This window comes from Streptomyces lothianensis (genome assembly GCF_047779955.1).
GTDB lineage: Bacteria > Actinomycetota > Actinomycetes > Streptomycetales > Streptomycetaceae > Streptomyces.
The window spans coordinates 142,532-168,468 of the sequence record NZ_JBLMKT010000022.1 but is presented as its reverse complement, the minus strand read 5'-3'; the positions used below and the strand labels follow the sequence as shown (position 1 = coordinate 168,468).

Annotated in this window: 22 protein-coding genes and 1 pseudogene; 17 read left to right on the top strand and 6 right to left on the bottom strand. The window is 70.5% G+C overall.

Features of this window, described 5'->3' with window-relative positions; genetic code table 11:
* Positions 1-56: 56 nt before the first annotated feature.
* The gene (locus ACLF6P_RS05880) at positions 57-719 is read right to left on the bottom strand and encodes a potassium channel family protein (RefSeq protein ID WP_415948605.1); all 663 of its coding nucleotides are present in this window, start codon (positions 717-719) and stop codon (positions 57-59) included.
* A gap of 67 nt (positions 720-786) precedes the next feature.
* Between ACLF6P_RS05880 and ACLF6P_RS05875 the strand changes: the two genes are divergently transcribed.
* On the top strand, positions 787-1,347 hold the full coding sequence (locus ACLF6P_RS05875; protein WP_415948604.1) for an HIT family protein: 561 nt from the start codon (positions 787-789) through the stop codon (positions 1,345-1,347).
* 137 nt (positions 1,348-1,484) lie between these two features.
* Here the strand turns inward: ACLF6P_RS05875 and ACLF6P_RS05870 are convergent, their stop codons facing one another.
* Entirely contained in the window at positions 1,485-3,176 is a 1,692-nt protein-coding gene (locus ACLF6P_RS05870) for a hypothetical protein (protein ID WP_415948603.1), read from the bottom strand.
* A gap of 210 nt (positions 3,177-3,386) precedes the next feature.
* Positions 3,387-5,594 (bottom strand): elongation factor G-like protein EF-G2, encoded by a 2,208-nt coding sequence (locus ACLF6P_RS05865; RefSeq protein WP_415948602.1) that lies wholly within the window; start codon positions 5,592-5,594, stop codon positions 3,387-3,389.
* Positions 5,595-5,875: 281 nt separating this feature from the next.
* Here ACLF6P_RS05865 and pgsA point away from each other — a divergent pair, with 281 nt between their 5' ends.
* From pgsA to ACLF6P_RS05850, 3 genes are read left to right on the top strand one after another with little or no spacing between them, the layout of a single operon-like run.
* Positions 5,876-6,658, top strand: a complete 783-nt coding sequence (gene pgsA, locus ACLF6P_RS05860; protein ID WP_415948601.1) for a phosphatidylinositol phosphate synthase — start codon at positions 5,876-5,878, stop codon at positions 6,656-6,658.
* Positions 6,655-7,731 carry a phosphatidylinositol mannoside acyltransferase gene (locus tag ACLF6P_RS05855; protein WP_415948600.1) on the top strand — a complete coding sequence of 359 codons (1,077 nt, stop codon included), beginning with the start codon at positions 6,655-6,657 and terminating at the stop codon, positions 7,729-7,731. Before pgsA ends, ACLF6P_RS05855 begins: the two co-directional genes overlap by 4 nt.
* Positions 7,728-8,939, top strand: a complete 1,212-nt coding sequence (locus ACLF6P_RS05850) for a glycosyltransferase family 4 protein (RefSeq protein ID WP_415948598.1) — start codon at positions 7,728-7,730, stop codon at positions 8,937-8,939. Before ACLF6P_RS05855 ends, ACLF6P_RS05850 begins: the two co-directional genes overlap by 4 nt.
* A 141-nt stretch (positions 8,940-9,080) precedes the next feature.
* Here ACLF6P_RS05850 and ACLF6P_RS05845 read toward each other — a convergent pair whose 3' ends face one another.
* On the bottom strand, positions 9,081-9,899 hold the full coding sequence (locus ACLF6P_RS05845; protein WP_415948597.1) for an SDR family NAD(P)-dependent oxidoreductase: 819 nt from the start codon (positions 9,897-9,899) through the stop codon (positions 9,081-9,083).
* A 118-nt stretch (positions 9,900-10,017) separates the two neighbouring features.
* Between ACLF6P_RS05845 and ACLF6P_RS05840 the strand changes: the two genes are divergently transcribed.
* The 13 genes and pseudogenes from ACLF6P_RS05840 (at position 10,018) to ACLF6P_RS05780 (ending at position 23,596) form a co-directional block, all read left to right on the top strand.
* Entirely contained in the window at positions 10,018-10,674 is a 657-nt protein-coding gene (locus ACLF6P_RS05840) for a TetR family transcriptional regulator (RefSeq protein ID WP_415948596.1), read from the top strand.
* A gap of 143 nt (positions 10,675-10,817) precedes the next feature.
* Positions 10,818-11,363 carry a LemA family protein gene (locus ACLF6P_RS05835; protein WP_415948594.1) on the top strand — a complete coding sequence of 182 codons (546 nt, stop codon included), beginning with the start codon at positions 10,818-10,820 and terminating at the stop codon, positions 11,361-11,363.
* Positions 11,364-11,598: 235 nt separating this feature from the next.
* Complete coding sequence (gene pdxS / locus ACLF6P_RS05830) at positions 11,599-12,516, top strand: pyridoxal 5'-phosphate synthase lyase subunit PdxS (protein WP_415948593.1); 918 nt, start codon at positions 11,599-11,601, stop codon at positions 12,514-12,516.
* A 5-nt stretch (positions 12,517-12,521) separates the two neighbouring features.
* Positions 12,522-13,136, top strand: coding sequence for a pyridoxal 5'-phosphate synthase glutaminase subunit PdxT (gene pdxT, locus ACLF6P_RS05825; protein WP_415948592.1), 615 nt, complete (start codon positions 12,522-12,524; stop codon positions 13,134-13,136).
* Positions 13,137-13,184: 48 nt separating this feature from the next.
* Positions 13,185-13,937 carry a YebC/PmpR family DNA-binding transcriptional regulator gene (locus ACLF6P_RS05820; RefSeq protein WP_415948591.1) on the top strand — a complete coding sequence of 251 codons (753 nt, stop codon included), beginning with the start codon at positions 13,185-13,187 and terminating at the stop codon, positions 13,935-13,937.
* A 234-nt stretch (positions 13,938-14,171) separates the two neighbouring features.
* Positions 14,172-14,672 (top strand): annotated as a pseudogene (gene ruvC, locus ACLF6P_RS05815) (crossover junction endodeoxyribonuclease RuvC); the annotation flags it as partial.
* A gap of 161 nt (positions 14,673-14,833) precedes the next feature.
* On the top strand, positions 14,834-15,442 hold the full coding sequence (ruvA, locus tag ACLF6P_RS05810) for a Holliday junction branch migration protein RuvA (protein WP_415948590.1): 609 nt from the start codon (positions 14,834-14,836) through the stop codon (positions 15,440-15,442).
* A gap of 88 nt (positions 15,443-15,530) precedes the next feature.
* Positions 15,531-16,628 carry a Holliday junction branch migration DNA helicase RuvB gene (gene ruvB / locus ACLF6P_RS05805; protein WP_415948639.1) on the top strand — a complete coding sequence of 366 codons (1,098 nt, stop codon included), beginning with the start codon at positions 15,531-15,533 and terminating at the stop codon, positions 16,626-16,628.
* Positions 16,629-16,791: 163 nt separating this feature from the next.
* Positions 16,792-17,247, top strand: coding sequence for a preprotein translocase subunit YajC (gene yajC, locus ACLF6P_RS05800; RefSeq protein ID WP_415948588.1), 456 nt, complete (start codon positions 16,792-16,794; stop codon positions 17,245-17,247).
* Positions 17,248-17,401: 154 nt separating this feature from the next.
* A complete protein-coding gene (secD, locus tag ACLF6P_RS05795; RefSeq protein WP_415948586.1) occupies positions 17,402-19,183 on the top strand; it encodes a protein translocase subunit SecD in 1,782 nt (593 codons plus the stop codon).
* A 1-nt stretch (position 19,184) separates the two neighbouring features.
* Positions 19,185-20,333, top strand: coding sequence for a protein translocase subunit SecF (gene secF, locus ACLF6P_RS05790; protein WP_415948584.1), 1,149 nt, complete (start codon positions 19,185-19,187; stop codon positions 20,331-20,333).
* Complete coding sequence (locus ACLF6P_RS05785; RefSeq protein ID WP_415948583.1) at positions 20,330-20,869, top strand: adenine phosphoribosyltransferase; 540 nt, start codon at positions 20,330-20,332, stop codon at positions 20,867-20,869. Before secF ends, ACLF6P_RS05785 begins: the two co-directional genes overlap by 4 nt.
* 201 nt (positions 20,870-21,070) lie before the next feature.
* Entirely contained in the window at positions 21,071-23,596 is a 2,526-nt protein-coding gene (locus tag ACLF6P_RS05780; protein WP_415948581.1) for a RelA/SpoT family protein, read from the top strand.
* A gap of 91 nt (positions 23,597-23,687) precedes the next feature.
* Here the strand turns inward: ACLF6P_RS05780 and ACLF6P_RS05775 are convergent, their stop codons facing one another.
* Both ACLF6P_RS05775 and ACLF6P_RS05770 read right to left on the bottom strand, forming a co-directional pair.
* A complete protein-coding gene (locus tag ACLF6P_RS05775) occupies positions 23,688-24,920 on the bottom strand; it encodes a DUF349 domain-containing protein (RefSeq protein WP_415948580.1) in 1,233 nt (410 codons plus the stop codon).
* 154 nt (positions 24,921-25,074) lie between these two features.
* Positions 25,075-25,884 (bottom strand): peptidylprolyl isomerase, encoded by an 810-nt coding sequence (locus ACLF6P_RS05770; RefSeq protein ID WP_415948579.1) that lies wholly within the window; start codon positions 25,882-25,884, stop codon positions 25,075-25,077.
* Positions 25,885-25,937 lie beyond the last annotated feature (53 nt).

The window sequence follows — 25,937 nt, the reverse complement described above, 5'->3', positions numbered from 1 at the left end:
CGAAGGGCATCGAGACCGCTGGGCCTCAAGGCATCGAGGGGCGCGTACGGACGTGATCAGCGTTCGGCGCGTCCCTCGCGCTTCTCGTCCTCCCGCGCGAACACCTGGATCAGCCAGGACGAGAACGAGCCCGCCACCGTGCCGAGCAGGCCGAGGCCGCAGCCCATCAGGCCGACCGCGATCAGGCGGCCCATGGGTGTGACCGGGGCCTTGTCGCCGTAGCCCACGGTGGACAGCGTGGTGCAGGTCCACCACACCGCGTCGCCGAAGGTGCGGATGTTCGCGCCCACGGCCGTGTGCTCGTACTGGTAGACGGCAAGTGCACCGGCGAAGCCGAGCAGGGCCACGGACAGGCCCGCGTACACCATCACGCGTGCGTACAGGCTCAGGCGGGGTTCACCGCGCCGCTGCTGTACGGCCTCGTAAAGCCGGACGACGCGCAGCGGGCGCAGCAGCGGCAGGAGCACCACCAGGGCGTCGAGGCCGTTGTGGCGGACGAAGCGCGGGCCGAGGCCGCTCAGCCGCCAGCGCACCGCGTAGTCCACCGCGAACAGCGCCCAGGTGGCGAGGGCGACCGCCGCGCAGACATCGCGCCAGGGCTGCGACAGGTCCCGGGCGAGCACCCGGGTCGCGTACGCGCCGAGGAACAGCAGCGAGGCGAGCGCGAGCGGGATCTCGGTGCGCCGCTGCCAGCGCCCCTGCGGGCTCTCGTCTTCCATCCGGTCAGCTTCGCCGCAGCGGTCGGCGGGAGGGCCCCGGCGACACGCCCCGAACGGGCGAAGCCATATGCTGCACACCATGACGAGTGAGCCGGAGCAGCAGATCGGAGTGGGGATCCAGGACGCCTTCCAGCGCCTGTGGACGCCTCATCGGATGGCCTATATCCAGGGCGAGAACAAGCCCACGGGGCCGGGCGCCGGGGACGGCTGCCCCTTCTGTTCGATTCCGGAGAAGTCCGACGAGGACGGGCTCGTGGTCGCGCGCGGCAGGCATGTGTACGCGGTCCTGAACCTGTATCCGTACAACGGCGGTCACCTCATGGTCGTGCCCTACCGGCACGTGGCCGACTACACCGAGCTGAACGGTGCGGAGACCGCCGAGCTGGGCGAGCTCACCAAGCAGGCGATGGTCGCGCTGCGGTCCGCCTCGGGCGCGCACGGGTTCAACATCGGGATGAACCAGGGGACCGTGGCCGGCGCGGGCATCGCGGCCCATCTGCATCAGCACATCGTGCCGCGCTGGGGTGGCGACACCAACTTCATGCCGGTGGTCGGGCACACCAAGATCCTGCCGCAGCTCCTCGCCGAGACCCGCAAGATGCTGGCGGACGCCTGGCCGGCCGGCTGATCGCCGGCCACCTGGCGCGTCAGCCGGCCGACGCCCGCCTACCCGGCCGACGCCCGACGCCCCGCAGGCTCGGCCAACGCCCCGCAGGCTCGGCCAACGCCCCGCAGGCTCGCGCTTCGGCGGCGCGCCCGCCCGGCTCACGCCTCGTACACGTCCGCCTTCTGCGGCGCCGCGTCCTGGACCAGATTGCTGAGCAGGAGCGAGCGGCTGCCGAAGCGCTCGGTGTCCACGTCGTTCTCCTCCAGGATGGATATCGCCGATTTGTGCACCGCCCGCAGCACCGGCGTCGCCGCCCGCAGCGCGTCGTCCGCCATGAAGCGGTGCCGCCAGGGCTTGTCGGCCCAGGCGTGCCGCAGCCCGAAGGGCTCGGGCAGCACCAGCTTGCCCCCGAGGAAGTCCAGGAGCGGCGGATACCAGGTGAAGGGCGCGCGGACGGCGGTGCGCACCACGTCCATGGTGCCCATGAGCGGCTGCGCGATCTCCTTGGTCTCCCAGAACCTGACGGTCTTGGCGACCTCCTTGACCTTGGGCTTCGGCTTGGTCGTGAACAGGGCGTGCACCGGCCCGAGGGCGTGACCGGTCACCTCGATGCGCAGGGTCTGCGCGAGCACCGTCACGGTGACCAGCATCGTGAGGATCAGCTGGCCGTCCCAGAGCCGGAACTGGACGCCCAGGTAGTGGCGGTCGCCGCTGCTGAACTGCTGCTCGTTGCAGATCCGCTCGATCTCGTTCTCCTTGATCAGGAACGTCTCGTGCTCCACACCGTCGGACGTCGTGATCTTGGAGCTCTCGGGGCGGGCGACCTCCTTCGCGTTCTCCCCGATGGGGCTGACGACCCAGTGGCGCACCGAAGGTGCCGGGAAGCCGCCGGTGTGCAGCGGCCCCCGCTCCAGCTCGCTCAGCTCCCGGTGGATCGCCCGTATGACGGTCCAGCTGCGGAACGGGTTGATCTCCTTGTCGGCCCGCGGCACCAGTTCCTCGGCGAGCTGCCAGCTGCCCCAGCGGGTGCCCATGCCGAGGATGCCCTTGGGGCCCGCGTAGAAGACGGAGTTGGACCCCTGCTCGGCCGAGAGCCGTTCGAGGGCGGCGCGCAGTTCCTCGGCGCCGGTGTCCCCGGGATCGCTGGGCACGGCCTCCGGGATCTTCGCGCCGATACCGCCGCCGGCGAGCAGGCTGTCCCAGCGCGCCCTGAGATCCTTGGCCGTGTGCTCGCATATCTGCTTGGCGAGCAGCCAGCCGATCACCGGGGCGATGACCATGGCGCGCAGATAGAGGCCCGCGATCCCGGCGAAGGGCAGCCGGATCAGGAAGATCAGCAGCACGCCCGCGCCGCCGACGAGGAGCGCGGTGGACAGGGCCTGGGCGCGCTTGTCCTGCTGCTCGCCGATCCACTTCCTGGCCTGGAAGATCGCCAGCCAGATCAGCAGCCCGGGCAGGAACAGTAGCCCGCACACGGACATCACGACGGTGAGCTTGCTGTCCCGGTGCTTGCGGATCCGGGTGGCGGCGAGGCAGTGCTCGACCACGGCCTGCGGTTCGATTCCGAAGGACTGGATCAGCGGTTTGCGGCCGCCGCCCAGCATCCGCTCCTGCACGGCCCGCGAGAAGGCCTCGCCGAGATCGGGCTTGAAGAGCGAGAGCTTGCCCTTCTTGACCTTGGACTCGTGCCAGTCGCTGTTCGCCTTGAGTATCTCGTCGACGTCGGAGTCACGGTATGCGGCCGATGCCAGGGCCTGGGTCGCCGCGGTCTCGCCCGCGGCACCGGAAAGAGGCACCTGGGCGCCAGGCCCGAAGACCGAATCGAATTCGCCAGCCACTGCCGCCCCCATCGCTGCACCGTTGCTTCTGCGACCTTCCCGACTTCCGTACGCGGCACACCTTCTGACGTGGCGTCAGTAGGCGGCCGAGAGGTTCCGGTTGCGCAGATCATCAATGTAGCCGGGAGTCGCGAAGGGCGCTCGGGCCTGTGGACAACCGGTGGGAACCGGTTGTCCACAGGCCCCGGGCTCCGAGCCACAGGCCCCCGGGCGCGAAGGGCGTCAGCCCGAACTCCGCGTCTGATCCCGCAATGCGGCGGCCTGCTGCGGCGGCATCGGTTCATGCCGGACGTAGCAGCGGCTGAACCGCCCGGTGCCGTGCGAGAGGGATCGCAGATCCACCGCGTACCGCCCGATCTCGATCTCCGGCACCTCGGCCCGTACGAGTGTGCGCCCGTCCGGTGACTGTTCGGTGCCGACCACGCGGCCGCGCCGCCCGGACAGGTCGCTCATCACGGCGCCCACGTACGCGTCGGCGACCAGGACCTGCACCTCGCTGACCGGTTCGAGCAGGTGGATCGTCGCGGCCGCCGCGGCCTCGCGCAGCGCCAGCGCGCCCGCCGTCTGGAAGGCCGCGTCGGAGGAGTCCACCGAGTGCGCCTTGCCATCGAGCAGCGTTACCCGCACGTCCACCAGCGGATACCCGAGCGCGACGCCGCGCGCCGCCTGGGCCCGTATGCCCTTCTCGACGGAGGGGATGAACTGCCGCGGCACCGCGCCGCCCACGACCTTGTCGACGAACTCGATGCCCGAGCCGCCGGGCAGCGGCTCCACCTCGATCTCGCAGATCGCGAACTGTCCGTGCCCGCCGGACTGTTTGACATGCCGGCCGCGTGCGGCCGCCTTGCCCGAGAAGGTCTCCCGCAGCGAGACCTTGTGCTCGACGACGTCGACCTGCACGCCGAACCGGTTGCGCAGCCGCTCCAGGGCCACATCGGCGTGCGCCTCGCCCAGGCACCACAGGACGACCTGGTGGGTGTTCTGGTTCTGCTCCAGGCGCATCGTCGGATCCTCGGCGACCAGGCGCGCCAGTCCCTGTGAGAGCTTGTCCTCGTCGGGTTTGCTGTGTGCCTGGATGGCCAGCGGGAGCAGCGGATCCGGCATGGACCAGGGCCGCATCAGGAGCGGCTCGTCCTTGCCGGACAGGGTGTCGCCGGTCTCGGCACGCCCGAGCTTGGCCACACAGGCCAGATCGCCCGCGATGGCCTGGGGGAGGACGCGCTGCTGTTTGCCGAACGGGGAGGACAGGGCGCCGATCCTTTCGTCCACGTCATGGTCCTCGTGCCCGCGGTCGGCGAGCCCGTGGCCCGAGACATGGACGGTCGCGTCCGGGCGCAGGGTGCCCGAGAAGATCCGTACGAGGGAGAGCCGGCCCACATACGGGTCGGAGGAGGTCTTCACGACCTCGGCGACCAGCGGACCGTCCGGATCGCAGGCGGCCGGCCGGCGTGCGGCTCCCTCCGGTGTGGTCACCTCGGGTGCCGGGCGTTCCAGGGGCGTGGGGAAGCCGCCGGTGATCAGTTCGAGCAGCTCCGGCGTGCCCAAACCCTGCTTCGAGCCCTCGGCCGCGGGCGCGGCGGCGAGGACCGGGTGGAAGATGCCACGGGCGACCGCGGTCTCCAGATCACCCACCAGGGTCTTGAAATCCAGCTCCTCCCCGCCCAGGTAGCGGTCCATGAGGGTCTCGTCCTCGCTCTCGGCGATGATGCCCTCGATGAGCCGGTTGCGGGCCTCGGTGATCAGCGGAAGCTCCGCTTCCGAGGGCGGACGTTCCTCGCGTACGCCCGAGGAGTAGTCGAAGACCTTCTGCGAGAGCAGCCCGATCAGGCCTTCCACGGGCGCGTGCCCGTCCGCGCCTGCCTCGCCGCGCAGCGGCAGATACAGCGGCAGTACGGCGTCGGGGTCCTCGCCGCCGAAGGTCTCGGCGCAGGCCTGTGTCATCTGCTCGAAGTCGGCCCTGGCCGCCTCCAGGTGGGTGATCACGATGGCCCGCGGCATGCCCACGGCCGCGCACTCGTCCCAGACCATGCGGGTCGCACCCGAGATGCCCTCGGTGCCCTCGGCCGCCGAGACCACGAAAAGGGCCGCGTCCGCCGCCCGCAGACCGGCCCGCAGTTCCCCGACGAAATCCGCGTATCCGGGGGTGTCGAGGAGGTTGATCTTGATGCCGTCCCATGCGACTGGGACGAGGGAGAGCTGGATCGAGCGTTGCTGACGGTGCTCGATCTCGTCGTAGTCGGAGACCGCGGTGCCGTCCTCCACCCGGCCTGCCCGGTTCACCGCCCCCGCGGTCTGTGCGAGGGCCTCCACCAGTGTCGTCTTGCCCGAACCGCTGTGGCCGACCAGCACCACATTCCGTACGGACGTGGGATGGTCGGCCGTCAATGCCCTGCCGGCGGCCCCGGGGTGTGCGTTCGCCTTGTCGCCCATGCCTTGCCTCCCGGTTTCGTGCGCGGTGAGGAGTGGGCGCGGACACGCGGAATCCGCGTGCTGGTCTGACTCGACAAGGCCGGCGGCTTCGGCGACGCCCGCGGTACTTCGAGCTTTCCACTCGGGCCATGTCCCGTCCATACGTCGTACGACATCGCCCCCAGCGCGCGTACGGCAGACCTGGGCAGGTGGCGGCGAGCGCTCCGTGACTACGATGGGCCCGCCGGTGGCCGCTGGGGCCGCGCGGCCCGCCACCCCCCTTGGGAAGAGGCTCGAAGGCCATGCTGAACAAGTACGCGCGTGCGTTCTTCACGCGTGTTCTCACGCCGTTCGCCGCGTTTCTGCTCCGCCGCGGGGTCAGTCCCGATGCGGTGACCCTGATCGGGACGGCCGGTGTGGTGGCCGGTGCGCTGTACTTCTTCCCGCGCGGGGAGTTCTTCTGGGGCACCATCGTCATCACCCTGTTCGTGTTCTCCGACCTGGTGGACGGGAACATGGCGCGCCAGGCCGGGATCTCCAGCCGCTGGGGCGCCTTCCTCGACTCGACGCTCGACCGGGTCGCCGACGGCGCGATCTTCGGCGGCTTCGCGCTCTGGTACGCGGGCAAGGGCGACGACAACGTGCTGTGCGCGGTCGCGATCTTCTGCCTGGCGAGCGGCCAGGTCGTCTCGTACACGAAGGCGCGCGGCGAGTCGATCGGCCTGCCCGTCGCGGTGAACGGACTGATCGAACGCGCCGAGCGCCTGGTGATCTCGCTGGTCGCGGCCGGTCTCGCCGGTCTGCACGCGTTCGGGGTGCCCGGGATCGACGTGCTGCTTCCCATCGCGCTGTGGATCGTCGCCGCGGGCAGCCTGGTGACGCTGGGGCAGCGGGTCGTGACCGTACGACGAGAATCGGCCGAGGCGGATGCGGCGGCGGCCGAGGGGAACGCGGCGCAGGGCGATCAGGATGCGGCGCAGGACGATCAGGATGCGGCGCAGGGCGACCGGACCGCGGCACGGAGCAACGGGAACACCGCGCAGGGCAGCGAGAGCGCGGCACGGGGGAGCGAGGCGGCATCATGAGCGGGACGGACGAGCGGAGCACGAAGGTGGGCAGGGCCGCGACGGCGGGCAAGGCCGCGACGGCCGCGGAGAGGCTGACGGACGCCCTGTACGGGCTGGGCTGGGGGACCGTCAAGAAGCTCCCCGAGCCGGTCGCCGTACGCCTGGGACGGACCATCGCCGACCTCGCCTGGAAGAAGCGCGGCAAGGGCGTCCGGCGGCTCGAGGAGAACTACGCACGCGTCGTCCCGGACGCGGGCCCCGAGCGCCTGGCGGAACTGTCCAAGGCGGGCATGCGGTCGTACATGCGGTACTGGATGGAGTCCTTCCGGCTGCCCGCGTGGTCGAAGGAGCGCATCAAGAGCGGCTTCGACGTCAAGGACGTCCACTACCTCACGGACGGTCTCGCCTCCGGCAAGGGCGTCATACTCGCCCTGCCGCACCTCGCCAACTGGGACCTGGCCGGCGCGTGGGTCACCACCGAGCTGGAGACCCCGTTCACCACCGTGCAGGAGCGCCTCAAGCCCGAATCGCTCTACGACCGGTTCGTGGAGTACCGCGGCAGCCTCGGCATGGAGGTCCTGCCGCACACCGGCGGCTCGGCCTTCGGCACCCTCGCGCGGCGGCTGCGGGCCGGCGGTCTCGTCTGCCTCGTGGCCGACCGTGATCTGTCCGCCTCCGGGGTGGAGGTGAAGTTCTTCGGGGAGACCGCGCGGATGCCCGCCGGTCCGGCGATGCTCGCCCAGCAGACGGGTGCGCTGCTGCTGCCCGTGACACTCTGGTATGACGAGACGCCGGTGATGAAGGGACGGGTCCACGCACCCGTCGACGTGCCGGAGACAGGTACCCGGGCCGAGAAGACGTCCTCGATGACGCAGGCCCTGGCGGACGCGTTCGCCACGGGGATCGCCGAACATCCGGAGGACTGGCACATGCTGCAGCGGCTGTGGCTCTCGGACCTGGACCCGAGCAAGGCGCCTGGCCCCGCGGGCCGAGCTTCCGAGGACGAGCGTTCCGAGGACGAGCGCTCCGAGGACGAGCGTTCTGAGGGCCGCCGTTCCGAGAGCCCGCTTCCCGGTGAGGGGACGCGGTGAGGATCGGCATCGTCTGCCCGTACTCCTGGGACGTGCCGGGCGGCGTCCAGTTCCACATCCGCGACCTGGCCGAGCATCTGATCGGCCTCGGCCACACGGTCTCCGTCCTCGCCCCCGCGGACGAGGACACACCCCTGCCGCCGTACGTGGTCTCGGCGGGCCGCGCCGTGCCCGTGCCGTACAACGGCTCGGTCGCGCGGCTCAGCTTCGGCTTCCTCTCCGCGGCGCGGGTGCGGCGCTGGCTGCACGACGGCACCTTCGACGTGGTGCACATCCACGAGCCCGCCTCGCCCTCGCTCGGTCTGCTGACCTGCTGGGCCGCGCAGGGCCCGATCGTGGCCACGTTCCACACCTCCACCGCCCGCTCGCGCGCGATGGTGGCGGCGTACCCGATCCTGCAGCACGCACTGGAGAAGATCAGCGCGCGGATCGCGGTCAGCGAGTACGCGCGGCGCACGCTCGTCGAGCACCTCGGCGGCGACGCGGTCCTCATCCCCAACGGCGTCGACGTGGACTTCTTCGCGCGCGCCGAGCCCAAGGCGGAGTGGCAGTCAGCAGGGGCGCGAAGCTCGGTTGAGGGGGGTGGCGGGCGACGGGAGGGCGGCACCATCGGCTTCATCGGCCGGATCGACGAGCCCCGCAAGGGGCTGCCCGTCCTGATGAAGGCGCTGCCGAAGATCCTCGCCGAGCGCCCGGACACCCGGCTGCTCGTCGCCGGCCGCGGCGACGAGGAGGAGGCCGTCGCCTCGCTCCCCGAGGAGATGCGCTCGCGGGTGGAGTTCCTCGGCATGGTCAGCGACGAGGACAAGGCGCGGCTGTTGCGCAGCGTCGATGTCTACGTGGCGCCGAACACCGGCGGCGAGAGCTTCGGCATCATCCTGGTGGAGGCCCTGTCCGCGGGCGCGCCCGTGCTCGCCTCGGACCTCGACGCCTTCGCCCAGGTCCTCGACCAGGGGGCCGCCGGTGAGCTCTTCGCCAACGAGGACGCGGACGCCCTGGCCTCGGCCGCGGTAAGGCTCCTCGGCGACGAGGACCGCCGCGCGGAGCTGAGCGAGCGCGGCAGCGCGCACGTGCGCCGCTTCGACTGGTCGACGGTCGGCGCGGACATCCTCGCGGTCTACGAGACGGTGGCGGACGGGGCGGCCTCGGTGGCCACGGACGAGCGATCGAGCGGGCTGCGGGCCAGGTTCGCGCGGGCGCGGGACTGATCCCGTACGAGCCTGGGTTGTACGAACCTGAGTTGTACCGACGTGAGCTGTGCGGCCACCTGGTGACCGCACAGCTCCGGGAGCAGGTCGGCCCGGTCGAACCGCTTGTGGGCCCGTACGGCGAGGGCCGCGAGCTGTTCCTCACATATGGCTTCCGCCGTCGATGCGCACCTCGGTGCCGGTGATGAAGTAGCCGTCGTGCGAGGCCAGCATCGCCACCACGGACGCGACCGAGTCGGGGCCCGCGAAGTTGTACGGGCCCTCACCGACCTGGAGCATCGGCGCGGTCTTCTGGAGCAGCGACAGGTCGGCGTCCTCGGGCAGGCCGGGGCCGACGGACTGCTTGGACTGCCCGCTGCCGTCCGTCATGCCGGAGGAGATGGAGCCGGGCTGGACACAGGTGAAGCGGATGTTCTGCTTGCTGAACTCCATGGCCAGGGCGTGCGTCATGGACTGGATGCCGCCCTTGGACGCCGCGTACGCCGCCATGTAGGGGTGGGCGAAGTTCTGTGCCGTGGACGAGAAGTTGACGACCGCGGACCCGTTGCCTTCGAGGAGCGCGGGCAGTGACTCGCGGATCATCAGGAACGTGCCGGCGAGGTTGATCTGGATGACCTGGTTGAAGTCGGCGAGGCTGACGTCCCGGGTGTGGCCCGAGCGCAGGATGCCTGCCGCGTTGACGAGGACGTCCAGCCCGCCGAGCGCCTTGACGGCCTGGGCGACGCCGGCCTTGACGGAGTCCTCGTCGGCGACGTTCACGACGACCTTGGTCAGGCGAACGGCGTTCTCGCCCGCCTTGGCCTCGGTGTCGGCGAGACCTGCCTCGCTGACGTCGGCGGCGGCCACGTGACCGCCCTCGGCCAGCATGCGCAGCACGGTGGCCTGGCCGATGCCGGAACCACCGCCGGTGACGAGTGCGCGGCGGCCTTCGTAGCGGTTCAAGATCTGTGTGGTGCTCATGGCGCATCCCGTTTCCTGCGGGCGAGCGCGCGGATTGCGGCCCGCTGTTTGCTCTTTCAATTACACGGTACGCCTAGGTGGCACGTTTTGCCACACCTGCGTTTCGCGCCAACTGGGGATGGGTTCGATTAGGCTGAGGCCCGTGAACACTCAGCCCCGCACCCTCACCGAACGACGCAAGGCGGCCACCCAGCTGGACATCGCGCGGGCGGCCATGGAGCTGTTTACGGAGCACGGCCCCGATGCCACGACCGCGGAGGACATCGCGCAGCGCGCAGGCGTCGCCCTGCGCACCTTCTACCGCTACTTCCGCAGCAAGCAGGACGCCGTCGGGCCGCTGCTCGCGGCCGGCGGCGAGCACTGGCGCGCCCTGCTCGCCGCCACGGACCCCGGCACGCCCCTGCGGCAGGCGCTGGAGGCCGCGGCCGCCGCCTCACTGGCCGAGCCGGGGGAGGCCGCGCGCGAGGGGCTGGAGCGGACCCGTACGCTGCTGCGCGCGGCCGAGGGCGACCCCGCGCTACGGGCCGTCTGGTACCGGGTCAACCAGGAGTCGGAGGAACGGCTGGTCCCGGTCGTGGCCCGGCTCGCCGGGCCGGGGACGGACTCGCTGCAGCACCGGCTCGCCGCCGCGGCGGCGACCGATGCCATACGGATCTCCCTGGAGGTCTGGGCGCAGAGCGATGCGGGAACCTCCGGGCCGGGCTCACCGGCGGACCTGGCCATCCGCTGCCTGCGCTCGCTGCCCCTGACGGACCCTGCCCCGGCCACGGACTGACCGACCCTGCCCCAGCCGCGGCGCCTGCCTCAGCCGCGGCGCCTGCCTCAGCCGCGGCGCCTGGCCCGGTCGCGGAGCCTGCCCGGCCACGGACCGACGGGGCCTGCGTCGACTACCGAGGCGCCCCGGTAGCCTTGCCGCCCGTGACCGTAACCCTGATCTGGATCGCCGTCGCGCTCATCGCCGTCGGCCTGTACCTGAGCTGGACGGCCGGACGGCTCGACCGGCTGCACACCCGGATCGACGCGGCACGGGCGGCCCTCGACGCCCAGCTCCTGCGCCGCGCCTCGGTCGCCCAGGAGCTCGCCACGTCGAACGTGCTCGACCCGGCCGCCTCGATCGTCCTCTACGAGGCCGCGCATGCCGCCCGCCAGTCCGAGGAGGACCAGCGCGAGGTCGCGGAGAGTGAACTGAGCCAGGCGCTGCGCGCGGTGTTCGCGGACGCGGACCAGGTCGAGGCGGTACGCGAGGCGCCCGGCGGCGAGTCCGCCGCCGAGGAACTGGCCCAGGCGGTCCGCAGGGTGCCGATGGCGCGCCGCTTCCACAACGACGCCGTACGCGCGGCGCGGGCGCTGCGGCGCCACCGCAAGGTGCGGCTGTTCCGCCTCGCGGGCCACGCGCCGTTCCCGATGGCCTTCGAGATGGACGACGAGCCGCCCGCCGCGCTGGCCGACCGGCCCGGGTCCTGAGTCGCGCAGGGGCCGCCGGGCGGCGCCCGACCGGTGGGGGCGCCTGACCGGTGGGACCGGTGGGGGTGCCTGGGTGGTGGGGGTGCATCCGGCCCGGGGCCTGCCTCTGACCAGGCAGTACGTCGGCCGCGTAGGCGAAAATGAGCCACCGGCTCCTCATTGGCCCTTGTTGTGGACTGCTCGCTGACGTTGGCTTGTAGCCATCACCGTTTTCGTCACTTCAGTGAGGTCATCCGTGGCTAGCACCATCACCCCCGACAACTCCGCCACCCCCGCGACCGGCACCGCGCGCGTCAAGCGCGGCATGGCCGAGCAGCTCAAGGGCGGCGTGATCATGGACGTGGTCGACGCCGAGCAGGCGAAGATCGCCGAGGACGCGGGTGCCGTCGCCGTCATGGCCCTGGAGCGCGTCCCCGCCGACATCCGCAAGGACGGCGGCGTGGCCCGGATGTCCGACCCCAACATGATCGAAGAGATCATCGGGGCCGTCTCCATCCCGGTCATGGCCAAGTCCCGCATCGGCCACTTCGTCGAGGCGCAGGTCCTGCAGTCCCTCGGCGTGGACTACATCGACGAGTCCGAGGTCCTCACCCCGGCCGACGAGGTCAACCACAGCGACAAGTTCGCCTTCACGACCCCGTTCGTCTGCGGCGCCACCAACCTGGGCGAGGCCCTGCGCCGTATCGCCGAGGGCGCGGCCATGATCCGCTCCAAGGGCGAGGCCGGCACCGGCAACGTCGTCGAGGCCGTCCGCCACATGCGCCAGATCAAGAACGAGATCGCCCGCCTGCGAGGCTACGACAACAACGAGCTGTACGCCGCCGCCAAGGAGCTGCGCGCCCCGTACGAGCTGGTCAAGGAGGTCGCCGAGCTGGGCAAGCTGCCCGTCGTGCTGTTCTCCGCGGGCGGCGTGGCCACCCCGGCCGACGCGGCCCTGATGCGTCAGCTCGGCGCCGAGGGTGTCTTCGTCGGCTCCGGCATCTTCAAGTCCGGCGACCCGGCCAAGCGCGCCGCAGCCATCGTGAAGGCCACCACCTTCTACGACGACCCGAAGATCATCGCCGACGCCTCCCGCAACCTGGGCGAGGCCATGGTCGGCATCAACTGCGACACGCTCCCCGAGACCGAGCGTTACGCGAACCGGGGCTGGTAACAGCCATGCCCGAGACTCCTGTGATCGGAGTGCTCGCACTCCAAGGAGACGTACGGGAACATCTCACCGCCCTGGCCACGGCCGACGCCGTGGCCAGGCCGGTGCGGCGCCCGGAGGAACTCGCCGAGGTCGACGCCCTGGTCATCCCGGGCGGCGAGTCCACGACGATCTCCAAGCTGGCCGTGCTCTTCGGCCTCCTCGAGCCCCTGCGTGAGCGCGTGCGCGGCGGCATGCCGGTCTACGGCACGTGCGCGGGCCTGATCCTGCTCGCCGACAAGATCCTCGACCCGCGCTCCGGCCAGGAGACCATCGGCGGCATCGACATGATCGTCCGGCGCAACGCGTTCGGGCGGCAGAACGAGTCGTTCGAGGCCTCCGTCGACGTCGCGGGCCTCGGCCCGGTCGAGGGCGTCTTCATCCGCGCGCCCTGGGTGGAATCGGTCGGCGCCGCGGCCGAGGTGCTCGCCGAGCACGAGGGCCACATCGTCGCCGTACGTCAAGGAGACGTCCTGGCGACGTCGTTCCACCCGGAACTCACCGGCGACCACCGCATGCACGGAATGTTCGTCGACATGGTGCGGGCCAAGGTGCGGGCCAAAGCCGCAGCAGGAGCCCGGTAGGATCTCTGTCGTTCGTACAGAGATTGGTTACGCGAAGGAGACAGGCAGATGTCCGGCCACTCTAAATGGGCCACGACGAAGCACAAGAAGGCCGTGATCGACGCCAAGCGCGGCAAGCTCTTCGCGAAGCTGATCAAGAACATCGAGGTCGCCGCGCGATCCGGCGGTGCCGACCCCGAAGGCAATCCGACGCTCGTCGACGCCATCCAGAAGGCGAAGAAGAGCTCGGTCCCGAACAAGAACATCGACTCCGCGGTCAAGCGCGGTGCCGGCCTCGAGGCCGGTGGCGCCGACTACGAGACGATCATGTACGAGGGCTATGGCCCCAACGGTGTCGCGGTGCTCATCGAGTGCCTCACCGACAACCGCAACCGTGCCGCGTCCGACGTGCGTGTCGCCATGACGCGCAACGGCGGCTCGATGGCCGACCCGGGCTCCGTCTCGTACCTGTTCAACCGCAAGGGCGTCGTGATCGTCCCCAAGGGCGAGCTCTCCGAGGACGACGTCCTCGGCGCGGTGCTCGACGCGGGCGCCGAGGAGGTCAACGACCTCGGTGAGTCCTTCGAGGTGCTCTCCGAGGCCACCGACCTGGTCGGCGTGCGCACCGCGCTCCAGGAAGCCGGGATCGACTACGACTCGGCCGATGCCAACTTCGTCCCGACCATGCAGGTCGAGCTGGACGAGGAGGGCGCGCGCAAGATCTTCAAGCTGATCGACGCGCTGGAGGACAGCGACGACGTGCAGAACGTCTTCGCCAACTTCGACGTCTCCGACGAGGTCATGGAGAAGGTCGACGCCTGAGTCTCGGCTTCGGCAGGTTGCCAGGTCAATGAGCGGCGGGCCGACGGGAGTTTCCCGTCGGCCCGCCGCTTCGTCCGTCCCGGCGTCGCTGCTCTGCCGGTCTCGTTCGCCCGTCCCGTCGCGGCCCCGTCCCGGCCCCGTCGCCTTGTCGGTGTCGGCCGTTGTCGGTGGCAACAGATAGCCTGCACAAACAAGCGAGCGAACACAGCAGGCGAACCAAGCAGGGGGTGAGCGGTGCGGGTGCTGGGGGTCGACCCGGGACTGACCCGGTGCGGTGTCGGGGTTGTCGAAGGCGTGGCGGGCAGGCCGCTCACCATGCGTGGCGTCGGCGTCGTCCGCACCCCCGCGGACGCCGAGTTGGGCGCGCGGCTCGTCGCCGTCGAGCAGGGCATCGAAGAGTGGCTGGACGAGCACCGGCCCGAATGCGTCGCCGTGGAGCGGGTGTTCAGCCAGCACAACGTACGGACGGTGATGGGCACCGCCCAGGCCAGCGCCGTCGCGATGCTCTGCGCCGCCCGCCGCGGTCTCCCCGTGGCCCTGCACACCCCCAGCGAGGTCAAGGCGGCAGTCACCGGCAGCGGACGGGCCGACAAGGCGCAGGTCGGCGCGATGGTCACGCGTCTGCTGCGGCTCGACGCCCCGCCGAAGCCCGCGGACGCCGCCGACGCCCTGGCCCTCGCCATCTGCCACATCTGGCGCGCCCCCGCGCAGCACCGGCTGCAGCGGGCCGCCGCACACAGCCGCCTCCAGGAGGCCGTCGCCGAGCAGCGCCTGAAGCAGGCCGCCGCCGAGGAACGTCTCAAGAAGGCCGCCGCCGAGGAACGTCTCAGGCAGGCCACCGCCGAGGGCCGCCGCAAGCAAGCCACAGCCCTGCCCGCCCCGAAAGGCCGGACCACATGATTGCTTTCGTCAGCGGCCCCGTCGCCGCCCTCGCGCCCGATGCCGCGGTGGTCGAGGTCGGCGGTGTCGGCATGGCCGTGCAGTGCACCCCGAACACCTTGTCCGGGCTGCGAGTCGGTCGGCAGACCAGGCTCGCGACGTCCCTGGTCGTACGCGAAGACTCCCTCACCCTGTACGGCTTCGCCGACGACGACGAGCGGCAGACGTTCGAGCTGCTGCAGACCGCGAGCGGGGTCGGCCCGCGCCTGGCCCAGGCCATGCTCGCCGTGCACGCGCCGGACGCCCTGCGCCGTGCGGTGTCGACCGGCGACGAGAAGGCGCTGACCGCGGTGCCGGGCATCGGCAAGAAGGGCGCGCAGAAGCTGCTGCTCGAACTGAAGGACCGGCTCGGGGCACCGCTGGGCACCGCGCCCGCGGCCGGGGCCCAGGCCACCGCCTCCTGGCGCGAGCAGTTGCACGAGGCCCTGATCGGCCTGGGCTATGCGAGCCGGGAGGCGGACGACGCCGTCACCGCGGTCACCCCGCAGGCCGAGGCGACGGAGGGTGTCCCGCAGATCGGTCCGCTCCTGAAGGCGGCCCTGCAGACCCTCAACCGCACCCGCTGACCCTGCGCACCCCCACCCAGTGCATCCACCACCCCGTACATCCACCACCCCGTACATCCACCACCACGAACTGGCGAGGCACTCCACCGTGAACTGGGACGACACCGCACAGCCGGCCGAGGACAGCACCGGCCGGCTCGTCGGCTCCGCCGCGGACGGCGAGGACCAGGCTGTCGAGGCGGCGCTGCGGCCGAAGTCGCTCGCCGAGTTCGTCGGCCAGGAGCGGGTGCGCGAGCAGCTCGACCTCGTGCTCAGGGCCGCGCGTCAACGCGGCGCCAACGCCGACCACGTCCTGCTGTCCGGAGCCCCCGGCCTCGGCAAGACCACCCTCTCCATGATCATCGCGGCCGAGATGGAAGCGCCGATCCGCATCACCAGCGGTCCGGCGATCCAGCACGCGGGCGATCTCGCCTCGATCCTCTCCTCCCTCCAGGAGGGCGAGGTCCTCTTCCTCGACGAGATCCACCGGATGTCGCGGCCCGCCGAGGAGATGCTCTACATGGCGATGGAGGACTTCCGGGTCGACGTCATCGTCGGCAAGGGTCCCGGCGCCACTGCCATCCCGCTGGAGCTGCCGCCGTTCACGCTGGTCGGAGCCACCACCCGGGCCGGCCTCCTGCCGCCGCCGCTGCGCGACCGCTTCGGCTTCACCGCGCACATGGAGTTCTACGAGCCCGCCGAACTGCAGCGCGTCATCCACCGCTCCGCCGAACTGCTCGATGTGCACATCGACACCGAAGGAGCCGCCGAGATCGCCGGACGCTCCCGCGGCACCCCGCGCATCGCCAACCGTCTGCTGCGCCGCGTCCGCGACTACGCGCAGGTCAAGGCCGACGGACGGATCGGCCGGGAGATCGCCCAGGCCGCACTCGGGGTGTACGAGGTGGACGCCCGCGGACTCGACCGGCTCGACCGTGCGGTCCTCGAAGCGCTGCTCAAGCTGTTCGGCGGCGGCCCGGTCGGCCTGTCGACGCTGTCGGTCGCGGTGGGGGAGGAGCGCGAGACCGTGGAGGAGGTGGCCGAGCCCTTCCTCGTACGGGAGGGGCTGCTCGCCCGGACCCCGCGCGGCCGGGTGGCCACCCCCGCGGCCTGGGCCCACCTGGGCCTGACGGCGCCGCAGACGTACGGGGGCGGGGCGGCGCAGCAGGGTGGACGAGGCGGACAAGGAGACCTGTTCGGGGCGTGACGGCCCGGACGCTCGCCCCGCATGGAACCCCGGTGCCATGCTGAGCGTTGTTCCATTCGTGCGGACTCGCTTAGACTCCGCCGATGCCGCCCTTGCGGGCGGTGTGCCCACCCCCATTCAACAGGCCGCTCATCTGCGCGGTCGTGCGAAGGAAGCCCGTCCCGTGAGTATTTTGAGCCTTCTTCCGTTCATCTTGATCATCGGCGTCATGTTCATGATGACCCGTTCCGCCAAGAAGAAGCAGCAGCAGGCGGTCGAGATGCGCAACCAGATGCAGCCCGGCACGGGCGTCCGCACGATCGGGGGCATGTACGCGGTCGTCAAGGAAGTCACCGACGAGACCGCCACGCTCGAGGTCGCCCCCGGCGTGCACGCCATCTACGCGAAGAACTCGATCGGCGCCGTCCTCGAGGACGAGGAGTACAACCGCATCGTCCACGGCGTCGGCACCGACGACGTCTCGGTCGACTCCGTTCCCGACGACGCCTCCTCCCTGACCGGGGGCGATGAGCCGGCCACCGACGCCTCCGCCGACGACTCGCCCGTCGACCTCGGCAAGAAGGACGCCGACGCCGAAGTCGAGGCGAAGAAGACCGACGGCGAGGGCGACGCGAAGTAAGTCACATCGAGGGGCCGCGGCGGGCATACCTGCCGCGCGGTCCCTGGATCGTGCGTTCTCGCGTGGTCTCTCGACACCACTTCATGGCCGCCAAGGGTCCGCATACCGGTCACGAGCCGGCTGCCCGGGCGGTTGGACAGGGAGAAACGAGAAGGTGGCAGCACCGAAGAAGGGCAGGAGGCAGAGCGGCCAGCCCAGGCCGGGACGCGCTCTGGCCCTGATCGCAATCATCATGGTGGCGCTCACCGGGGGGATGTTCCTGTCCGGGCACACCACTCCCCGCCTGGGCATCGACCTCGCGGGCGGCACGAGCATCACGCTCGAGGCCAGGCCCGACGGTCCGGGCGGCGCGGACGCGATCAACCCGACCAACATGAACACCGCGGTCAACATCATCGAGCGCCGTGTCAACGGTCTGGGCGTGTCCGAGGCCGAGGTCAAGACCCAGGGCGACCGCAACATCATCGTCAACATCCCCAAGGGGACGAACGAGGCGCAGGCGCGCGAGCAGGTCGGCACCACCGCCCAGCTCTACTTCCGCCCCGTGCTCCAGGTCGCGGCCGGAGACCCGAAGCAGACCCCGGACGTCTCGACCGAGCCGACGCCCTCCGCCTCCGAGAGCGGCGCGAAGGACGACGAGACAGGCCAGGACAAGGACGCCGGCAAGGGCGAGGACGACAAGGCCACACCTTCCGCCGACTCCAGCGCGACCCCGCAGGGCCGCGCCGTCACCGACGCCCTGAAGGACACCACCCCGTCTCCCTCGGCGAGCACCTCGGACGACCCGAAGGCCTCCCCGAGCCCCAGCCCCGACGAGTCCGCCGACCAGGCCGCCGACCTGCAGGCCAGGTTCGCCGCGCTCGACTGCACCGACAAGAAGCAGCGCACCTCGGTCGCGCGGGGCAGCAAGCCCAGCGAACCCATCGTGGCCTGTGGCGAGAACAGCATCGGCCAGTGGGAGAAGTACGTGCTCGGCCCCGCCGAGGTCGAAGGCAAGGACGTCGACGACGCCAATGCCGAGATCGACCAGCAGCAGGGCATCTGGAAGGTCACGATGGACTTCACGAGCGGCGGCTCGAAGAAGTTCGCGAAGATCACCGGGCAGCTCTCCCAGCAGCAGCCCCCGATGAACCAGTTCGCCATCGTCCTCGACAACAACGTCGTCTCCGCGCCGAGCGTCAACCAGACGCTCAGTGCGAACGCGGAGATCACCGGGTCCTTCACGCAGGAGTCGGCCAACGAGCTGGCGAACATGCTGAAGTACGGCTCCCTGCCGCTGACCTTCGAGGAGGCGAACGTCGTCACGATCTCGCCCTCGCTCGGCGGTGAGCAGCTCGAGGCCGGCCTGATCGCCGGTGCCATCGGCCTGGTTCTCGTCGTCGTGTACCTGGTCTTCTACTACCGGGCACTCGCCGTGGTCGCCATCGCCAGCCTCGCCCTCATGGGCGGCATGACCTACGTGATCATGGCGCTGATGGGTCCTGCCGTCGGCTTCGCGCTGAGTCTGCCCGCAGTGTGCGGCGCCATCGTGGCCATCGGCATCACGGCCGACTCGTTCATCGTCTACTTCGAGCGCATCAGGGACGAGGTGCGCGGCGGCCGGTCCATCCGCCCCGCCATCGAGCGCGCCTGGCCCGCCGCCCGGCGTACCATCCTGGTGTCCGATGTGGTGTCGTTCCTGGCCGCCGTGGTGCTGTTCTTCGCCGCAGTCGGCACGGTCCAGGGCTTTGCCTTCGTGCTCGGTCTGACCACGCTGCTCGACGTCGTGATCGTGTTCGGCGTCACCAAGCCGCTGACGACCCTGCTGGCCCGGCGGAAGTTCTTCCACAGCGGGCACCCGTTGTCCGGCCTGGACCCCAAGCGCCTGGGTGTCACCCCTCCGATCCGGGGCCGCCGCCGCGCCGCCGCCCCGTCCGCCGAACCGAAGGAGGCCTGAGATGTCACGGATGGGCACTCTCGGTGCCAGGCTGCACAACGGCGACGGCGGCATCGACTTCGTCGGCCGTCGCAAGCTCTGGTACCTGATCTCGCTGGTCCTGGTCGCGATCTCGCTCTCCGGTCTCGGCTTCAAGGGCCTTACGATGGGGGTCGAGTTCCAGGGCGGGGCCGTCTTCACCACCCCGGCCGACACCAAGCTGTCGGTCGAGGACGCGCGCTCCACCGCCTCGTCGGCCTCCGGAAGCGACGCCAAGGTGCAGCGCCTGGGCAACGGCTCGCTGCGCATCACGGTGACCGGCCTCGACACCGAGACCTCCGACACGACCCGCGAGGCGGTCGCCAAGGAGCTCGGCATCCCGGCCGGCGAGCTGAACGCGGAACTGGTCGGCCCCAGCTGGGGCGACCAGATGACGAGCAAGGCCCTCACCGGCATGGTGATCTTCCTGGTCCTGGTGAGCGTCTATCTGGCGATCGCCTTCGAGTGGCGGATGGCGCTGGCCGCGCTGGTCGCTCTCCTCCACGACCTCGTGATCACCGTGGGCGTGTACGCCATCGTCGGCTTCGAGGTCACCCCTGGCACGGTCGTCGGTCTGCTGACGATCCTCGGCTACTCCCTCTACGACACGGTCGTCGTGTTCGACAAGGTCAGGGAGAAGACCGCGACCCTGGGCGACGACGTACGGCACACCTACCCGGAGCTTGCCAACCAGGGTCTGAACGGCACGGTGGTGCGCTCGGTCAACACCTCGATCGTCGCCCTGCTGCCGGTGGCCGCGCTGCTGTTCATCGGTGCCGGTCTGCTCGGCGGCGGCATGCTCAAGGACATCGCGCTGTCCCTCTTCGTCGGCCTGGCCGCCGGTACGTACTCGTCGATCATGATCGCCACGCCGGTCGTCGTCGACCTGAAGAACCGTGAACCGGCCGTGAAGGCGCACAATCAGCGGGTGCTCCACAAGCGTGCAAGGCAGGCCCAGGCCGGCGGCACCGACGAGGACGCCCGCGCCGCCGAGCCGCAGGACGAGCCCACCGAGGCCGAGGCCGAGGACGAGCCGGCCCCGGTGGGCGCGGGACCGGTCGTGAGCCAGCGCCGTACCCAGCCGCAGTCCCGCAGCCGCGGGCGTGGCCGTCCTTCAGGGAAGCGCCGATGACCGAGGCGAGTGAACTGCTGCTCAGCCGGATCCGCGATGTGGCGGACTATCCGAAGCCCGGGGTGATGTTCAAGGACATCACGCCGCTGCTCGCCGATCCGGCCGCCTTCTCGGTGCTCACGGACGAGCTCGCCGAGCTCTGCGTACGGCACGACGCGACGAAGATCGTCGGCCTGGAGGCGCGGGGCTTCATCCTCGCGGCCCCGGTCGCGATCCGCGCGGGCCTCGGCTTCGTCCCCGTACGCAAGGCCGGGAAGCTCCCGGGAGCGACCCTGAAGCAGGCCTACGAGCTGGAGTACGGCAGCGCCGAGATCGAGGTGCACGCCGAGGACCTGTGCGCGGCAGACCGCGTCATGGTCATCGACGACGTCCTCGCCACCGGTGGCACGGCCGAGGCCTCCCTGCACCTGGTGCGGCGGGCCGGAGCCGAGATCGCGGGCGTGGCCGTGCTCATGGAACTCGGTTTCCTGGGCGGCCGGGCCCGTCTCGAGCCCGCGCTCGACGGCGCCCCACTGGACGCGGTACTGGTCGTCTGACCCTGGTTTCACTCCGTTGAGGGCGGGTCCCGGAAGCTCCCGGGACCCGCCCTCAACGGCGCTTCGGCGGCGATCCGGGGGCCTGCGCGGCACCCGCGCCGGAGCAGGGCCTCCACCGTCGGGCACGAGCGGACGGCCAAGGATCGATACCATGGCAGTCCGGACCTGATCGGGGGGCCGGATCCTGCCCGAGGAGCGCTCTTGCCAGACGAGGCCCGACAGCCACTCACCGCCGCGAAGTCCGAGGCAGAGGCCTCTGCCGACCCCACGGCCGCGGCGGCCGCTGCCGTGGGCGCGAAGAGCGAACCGGCGGCCGAGAACCCCCGCCCGAAGCCGAAGCCTCCCGAGCGTTCCCCGGCGCCTCCGATGCGCCCGGCGCCCGCCGCACCGGCCCGTACGAACCCCGCCGCCCCTGCCGGCGGCTCCCGCTCGAATTCCTCGAACCGGGTGCGCGCCCGCCTGGCCCGGCTGGGCGTGCAGCGCTCCAACCCGTACAACCCGGTCCTGGAGCCCCTGCTGCGGATTGTGCGCAGCAACGACCCCAAGATCGAGACCGCGACGCTCCGCCAGATCGAGCAGGCCTACCAGGTCGCCGAGCGCTGGCACCGAGGCCAGAAGCGCAAGAGCGGCGACCCGTACATCACCCACCCGCTCGCGGTGACCACGATCCTCGCCGAGCTCGGCATGGACCCGGCGACGCTGATGGCGGGCCTCCTGCACGACACCGTCGAGGACACCGAATACGGCCTCGACACCCTCCGGCGCGACTTCGGCGACCAGGTCGCCCTGCTCGTCGACGGCGTCACCAAGCTGGACAAGGTCAAGTTCGGCGAGGCCGCACAGGCCGAGACCGTACGCAAGATGGTCGTCGCCATGGCCAAGGATCCGCGGGTCCTGGTCATCAAGCTCGCCGACCGCCTGCACAACATGCGCACCATGCGCTATCTCAAGCGCGAGAAGCAGGAGAAGAAGGCCCGCGAGACGCTGGAGATCTACGCTCCGCTGGCGCACCGCCTGGGCATGAACACCATCAAGTGGGAGCTGGAGGACCTCGCCTTCGCGATCCTCTACCCCAAGATGTACGACGAGATCGTCCGCCTCGTCGCCGAGCGCGCCCCCAAGCGCGACGAGTACCTGGCCATAGTGACCGACGAGGTCCAAGCCGATCTGCGCGCGGCCCGCATCAAGGCCACCGTCACCGGCCGGCCGAAGCACTACTACAGCGTCTACCAGAAGATGATCGTCCGCGGCCGGGACTTCGCGGAGATCTACGACCTCGTGGGCATCCGCGTCCTCGTCGACACGGTCCGCGACTGCTACGCCGCCCTCGGCACGGTGCACGCGCGATGGAATCCGGTACCCGGCCGGTTCAAGGACTACATCGCGATGCCCAAGTTCAACATGTACCAGTCGCTGCACACCACGGTGATCGGCCCCAGCGGCAAGCCCGTCGAACTGCAGATCCGCACCTTCGACATGCACCGCCGCGCCGAGTACGGCATCGCCGCGCACTGGAAGTACAAGCAGGAGGCCGTCGCGGGCGCCTCCAAGGTCCGCACCGACGTCCCGAAGAAGGGCGCCGGCAAGGACGACCACCTCAACGACATGGCGTGGCTGCGCCAGTTGCTCGACTGGCAGAAGGAGACCGAGGACCCCAGCGAGTTCCTCGAATCCCTGCGCTTCGACCTGTCCCGCAACGAGGTCTTCGTCTTCACGCCGAAGGGCGACGTGATAGCGCTCCCGGCGAGCGCCACCCCCGTCGACTTCGCCTACGCCGTGCACACCGAGGTCGGCCACCGCACCATAGGAGCACGGGTCAACGGGCGCCTGGTCCCGCTCGAATCCACCCTGGACAACGGCGACTTGGTGGAGGTCTTCACCTCCAAGGCAGCGGGCGCCGGACCCTCCCGCGACTGGCTCGGCTTCGTCAAATCGCCGCGGGCGCGCAACAAGATCCGCGCCTGGTTCTCCAAGGAGCGCCGCGACGAGGCGATCGAGCAGGGCAAGGAAGCCATCGTCCGCGCGATGCGCAAACAGAATCTGCCCATCCAGCGGATCCTGACCGGCGATTCCCTCGTGACGCTCGCGCACGAGATGCGCTATCCCGACATCTCCTCGCTGTACGCGGCGATCGGCGAGGGCCATGTCGCCGCGCAGAACGTCGTGCAGAAGCTGGTCCAGGCGCTCGGCGGCGAGGACGCGGCCAACGAGGACATCGCCGAGACCGCCCCGCCGACCCGGGGCCGCACCAAGCGCCGCTCCAGCGCCGATCCGGGCGTGGTCGTCAAGGGCGTGGACGATGTCTGGGTGAAGCTGGCGCGTTGCTGCACACCGGTGCCGGGCGACCCGATCATGGGCTTCGTCACGCGCGGCAGCGGAGTCTCCGTGCACCGCAAGGACTGCGTCAACGTGGACTCGCTCTCCCAGGAGCCCGAGCGGATCCTGGAGGTCGAATGGGCACCCACCCAGTCCTCGGTCTTCCTGGTCGCCATCCAGGTCGAGGCCCTCGACCGCTCCCGGCTGCTCTCGGACGTCACCCGCGTCCTGTCCGACCAGCACGTCAACATCCTGTCCGCGGCGGTGCAGACCTCCCGGGACCGGGTGGCCACCTCCCGCTTCACCTTCGAGATGGGCGACCCCAAGCACCTCGGCCATGTCCTGAAGGCGGTACGCGGTGTGGAGGGCGTGTACGACGTGTACCGGGTGACGTCGGCGCGCAGGCCCTGACTCCCGGCATACGCCCTGACTCCCGGCATACGGAAGGGGCTTGCGTACCTCGCGTACGCAAGCCCCTTCCGTATGACCGAAACTGCGGGTGTCAGCCGCCGAACTCCTCAAGGCCCTTCAGGGCCTGGTCCAGGAGTGCCTTGCGGCCGTCCAGCTCCTTCTGCAGCTTGTCGGCCTTGGCGTTGTTGCCCGCGGCGCGGGCCGCCTCGACCTGCTCGCGCAGCTTGTCCACCGCGTCCTGCAGCTGACCGGTCAGACCCTCGGCACGCGCACGCGCCTCCGGGTTCGTCCGGCGCCACTCCGTCTCCTCGGCGTCCTGGATGGCCCGCTCGACCGCGTGCATCCGGCCCTCGACCTTCGGACGGGCGTCCCGCGGGACGTGGCCGATGGCCTCCCAGCGCTCGTTGATCGAACGGAACGCGGCACGGGCCGCCTTCAGATCCGAGACCGGCAGGAGCTTCTCGGCCTCGGCGGCCAGCTCCTCCTTGAGCTTCAGGTTCTCGCCCTGCTCCGCATCGCGTTCGGCGAAGACCGCGCTGCGGGCCGTGAAGAAGACGTCCTGGGCACCGCGGAAGCGGCTCCACAGATCGTCCTCGTGCTCGCGCTGGGCGCGGCCCGCGGCCTTCCACTCGGTCATCAGATCGCGGTAGCGGGCCGCGGTCGGTCCCCACTCCGTCGAGTTCGACAGCGACTCGGCCTCGGCGACCAGGCGCTCCTTGGTCTTACGGGCCTCCTCGCGCTGCGCGTCGAGGGCGGCGAAGTGGGCCTTGCGGCGCTTGGAGAACGCGGAGCGGGCATGCGAGAAGCGGTGCCACAGCTCGTCATCGGACTTGCGGTCCAGACGCGGCAGACCCTTCCAGGTGTCCACCAGCGCCCGCAGCCGCTCACCGGCGTTGCGCCACTGCTCGCTCTGCGCCAGCTCCTCGGCCTCGGCGACCAGCGCCTCCTTGGCGTGCTTCGCCTCGTCGGCCTGCTTGGCCTTCTGCGCCTTGCGCTCCTCACGGCGCGACTCGACGGACTCGACGAGCTTGTCCAGACGCTTCGCCAGGGCGTCGAGGTCACCGACGGCATGGGCGTCGGTGATCTGCTCACGCAGATGCTCGATCGCCGTCGTGGCGTCCTTCGCCGACAGATCCGTCGTCTTCACCCGGCGCTCGAGGAGGCCGATCTCGACGACGAGTCCGTCGTACTTGCGCTTGAAGTAGGCCAGCGCCTCGTCCGGCGAGCCTGCCTGCCACGAGCCGACCACTCGTTCACTGCCGTCGGCCGTACGCACGTACACGGTCCCCGCCTCGTCGACGCGGCCCCACGGGTCGCTGCTCACAGCGCCTCCTCCACATGATGCTCGGCCGGGTCCGTCGGCCCGGGGCATCGTCCACAGTTTCCTCAGGGCCGCCGTTCACAGCGCCCTGCACAACGCCAACATAGGCGACGAGCAGGGCGGCTGTCCGCATCCAGCGCCAGCGAATCCCGAGGGATCAGTTCTTCTTCACCGTCGCCTTTTCGATGGTGACGGCCTTCTTCGGGGCACCGTCACCCGGGCTCTGGCTGCCCTCGGCGACTCCGGCCTCACCGACCGCCTCGACGATCTTCAGCCCGGCCTTGTCCATCTCGCCGAACGGCGTGTACGCGGGCGGCAGCTTCGAGTCCTTGTAGACGAGGAAGAACTGGCTGCCGCCGGTGTTCGGGCCCGCGTTGGCCATCGCCACGGTGCCTGCCGGGTAGGTCACCGAGCCGTCGGCGCCGGCCTTGCCGAGGCCGTCCAGGTTCTCGTCCGGGATCGAGTAGCCGGGGCCGCCCATGCCGGTGCCCTCGGGGTCGCCGCACTGCAGGACGTAGATGCCCTGGGTGGTCAGCCGGTGGCACTTCGTGTCGTCGAAGAAGCCCTTGTCGGCGAGGTGCTTGAAGGAGTTGACCGTCTCCGGGGTCTTCGCCGCGTCCATCGCGATGGAGAGGTCGCCTTCGTTGGTCTTGATGGCGAAGGTGTACTTCGCCTTCTTGTCGACGGCCATCTTCGGAGCCGGCGACTGCTCCGGCGTCGGCGAGGACTCCTCCGGGCCCGGCGACTGCGTGCCGGAGGGGTCCGAGCCGGCGGAGGAGGCCTCCTTGTCGTCCTTGAAGGCACCGGCCGCCCACGCGCCGCCGCCCGCCGCGAGGACCACCACGAGGGTGGACGCGATGATCGCGTTCCGCTGCTTGGCCTTGCGCCGTGCCGACTCGCGTCGCTGCTGCTGGCGCAGGAACTTCTCCCGCGCGAGCTGCTTCCGCCGCTGTTCGCTGCTGACCACCGGGTCTCTCCTCGTACGTTCGATCTGCCTGTCCGAAGTCTGCCCGTACCGTA

Bases quoted from the DNA above. Each gene is read 5' to 3' on its own strand.
- ACLF6P_RS05855 (WP_415948600.1), top strand. From the start codon at position 6,655: ATGAGCGGGACGGACGAGCGGAGCACGAAGGTGGGCAGGGCCGCGACG.
- ACLF6P_RS05875 (WP_415948604.1), top strand. From the start codon at position 787: ATGCTGCACACCATGACGAGTGAGCCGGAGCAGCAGATCGGAGTGGGG.
- ruvA (WP_415948590.1), top strand. From the start codon at position 14,834: ATGATTGCTTTCGTCAGCGGCCCCGTCGCCGCCCTCGCGCCCGATGCC.
- ACLF6P_RS05820 (WP_415948591.1), top strand. From the start codon at position 13,185: ATGTCCGGCCACTCTAAATGGGCCACGACGAAGCACAAGAAGGCCGTG.
- ACLF6P_RS05785 (WP_415948583.1), top strand. From the start codon at position 20,330: ATGACCGAGGCGAGTGAACTGCTGCTCAGCCGGATCCGCGATGTGGCG.
- ACLF6P_RS05865 (WP_415948602.1), bottom strand. From the start codon at position 5,594: ATGGGCGACAAGGCGAACGCACACCCCGGGGCCGCCGGCAGGGCATTG.
- pdxT (WP_415948592.1), top strand. From the start codon at position 12,522: ATGCCCGAGACTCCTGTGATCGGAGTGCTCGCACTCCAAGGAGACGTA.
- ACLF6P_RS05845 (WP_415948597.1), bottom strand. From the start codon at position 9,899: ATGAGCACCACACAGATCTTGAACCGCTACGAAGGCCGCCGCGCACTC.
- ACLF6P_RS05870 (WP_415948603.1), bottom strand. From the start codon at position 3,176: ATGGGGGCGGCAGTGGCTGGCGAATTCGATTCGGTCTTCGGGCCTGGC.
- ACLF6P_RS05880 (WP_415948605.1), bottom strand. From the start codon at position 719: ATGGAAGACGAGAGCCCGCAGGGGCGCTGGCAGCGGCGCACCGAGATC.
- ACLF6P_RS05840 (WP_415948596.1), top strand. From the start codon at position 10,018: ATGGGTTCGATTAGGCTGAGGCCCGTGAACACTCAGCCCCGCACCCTC.
- pgsA (WP_415948601.1), top strand. From the start codon at position 5,876: ATGCTGAACAAGTACGCGCGTGCGTTCTTCACGCGTGTTCTCACGCCG.
- secF (WP_415948584.1), top strand. From the start codon at position 19,185: ATGTCACGGATGGGCACTCTCGGTGCCAGGCTGCACAACGGCGACGGC.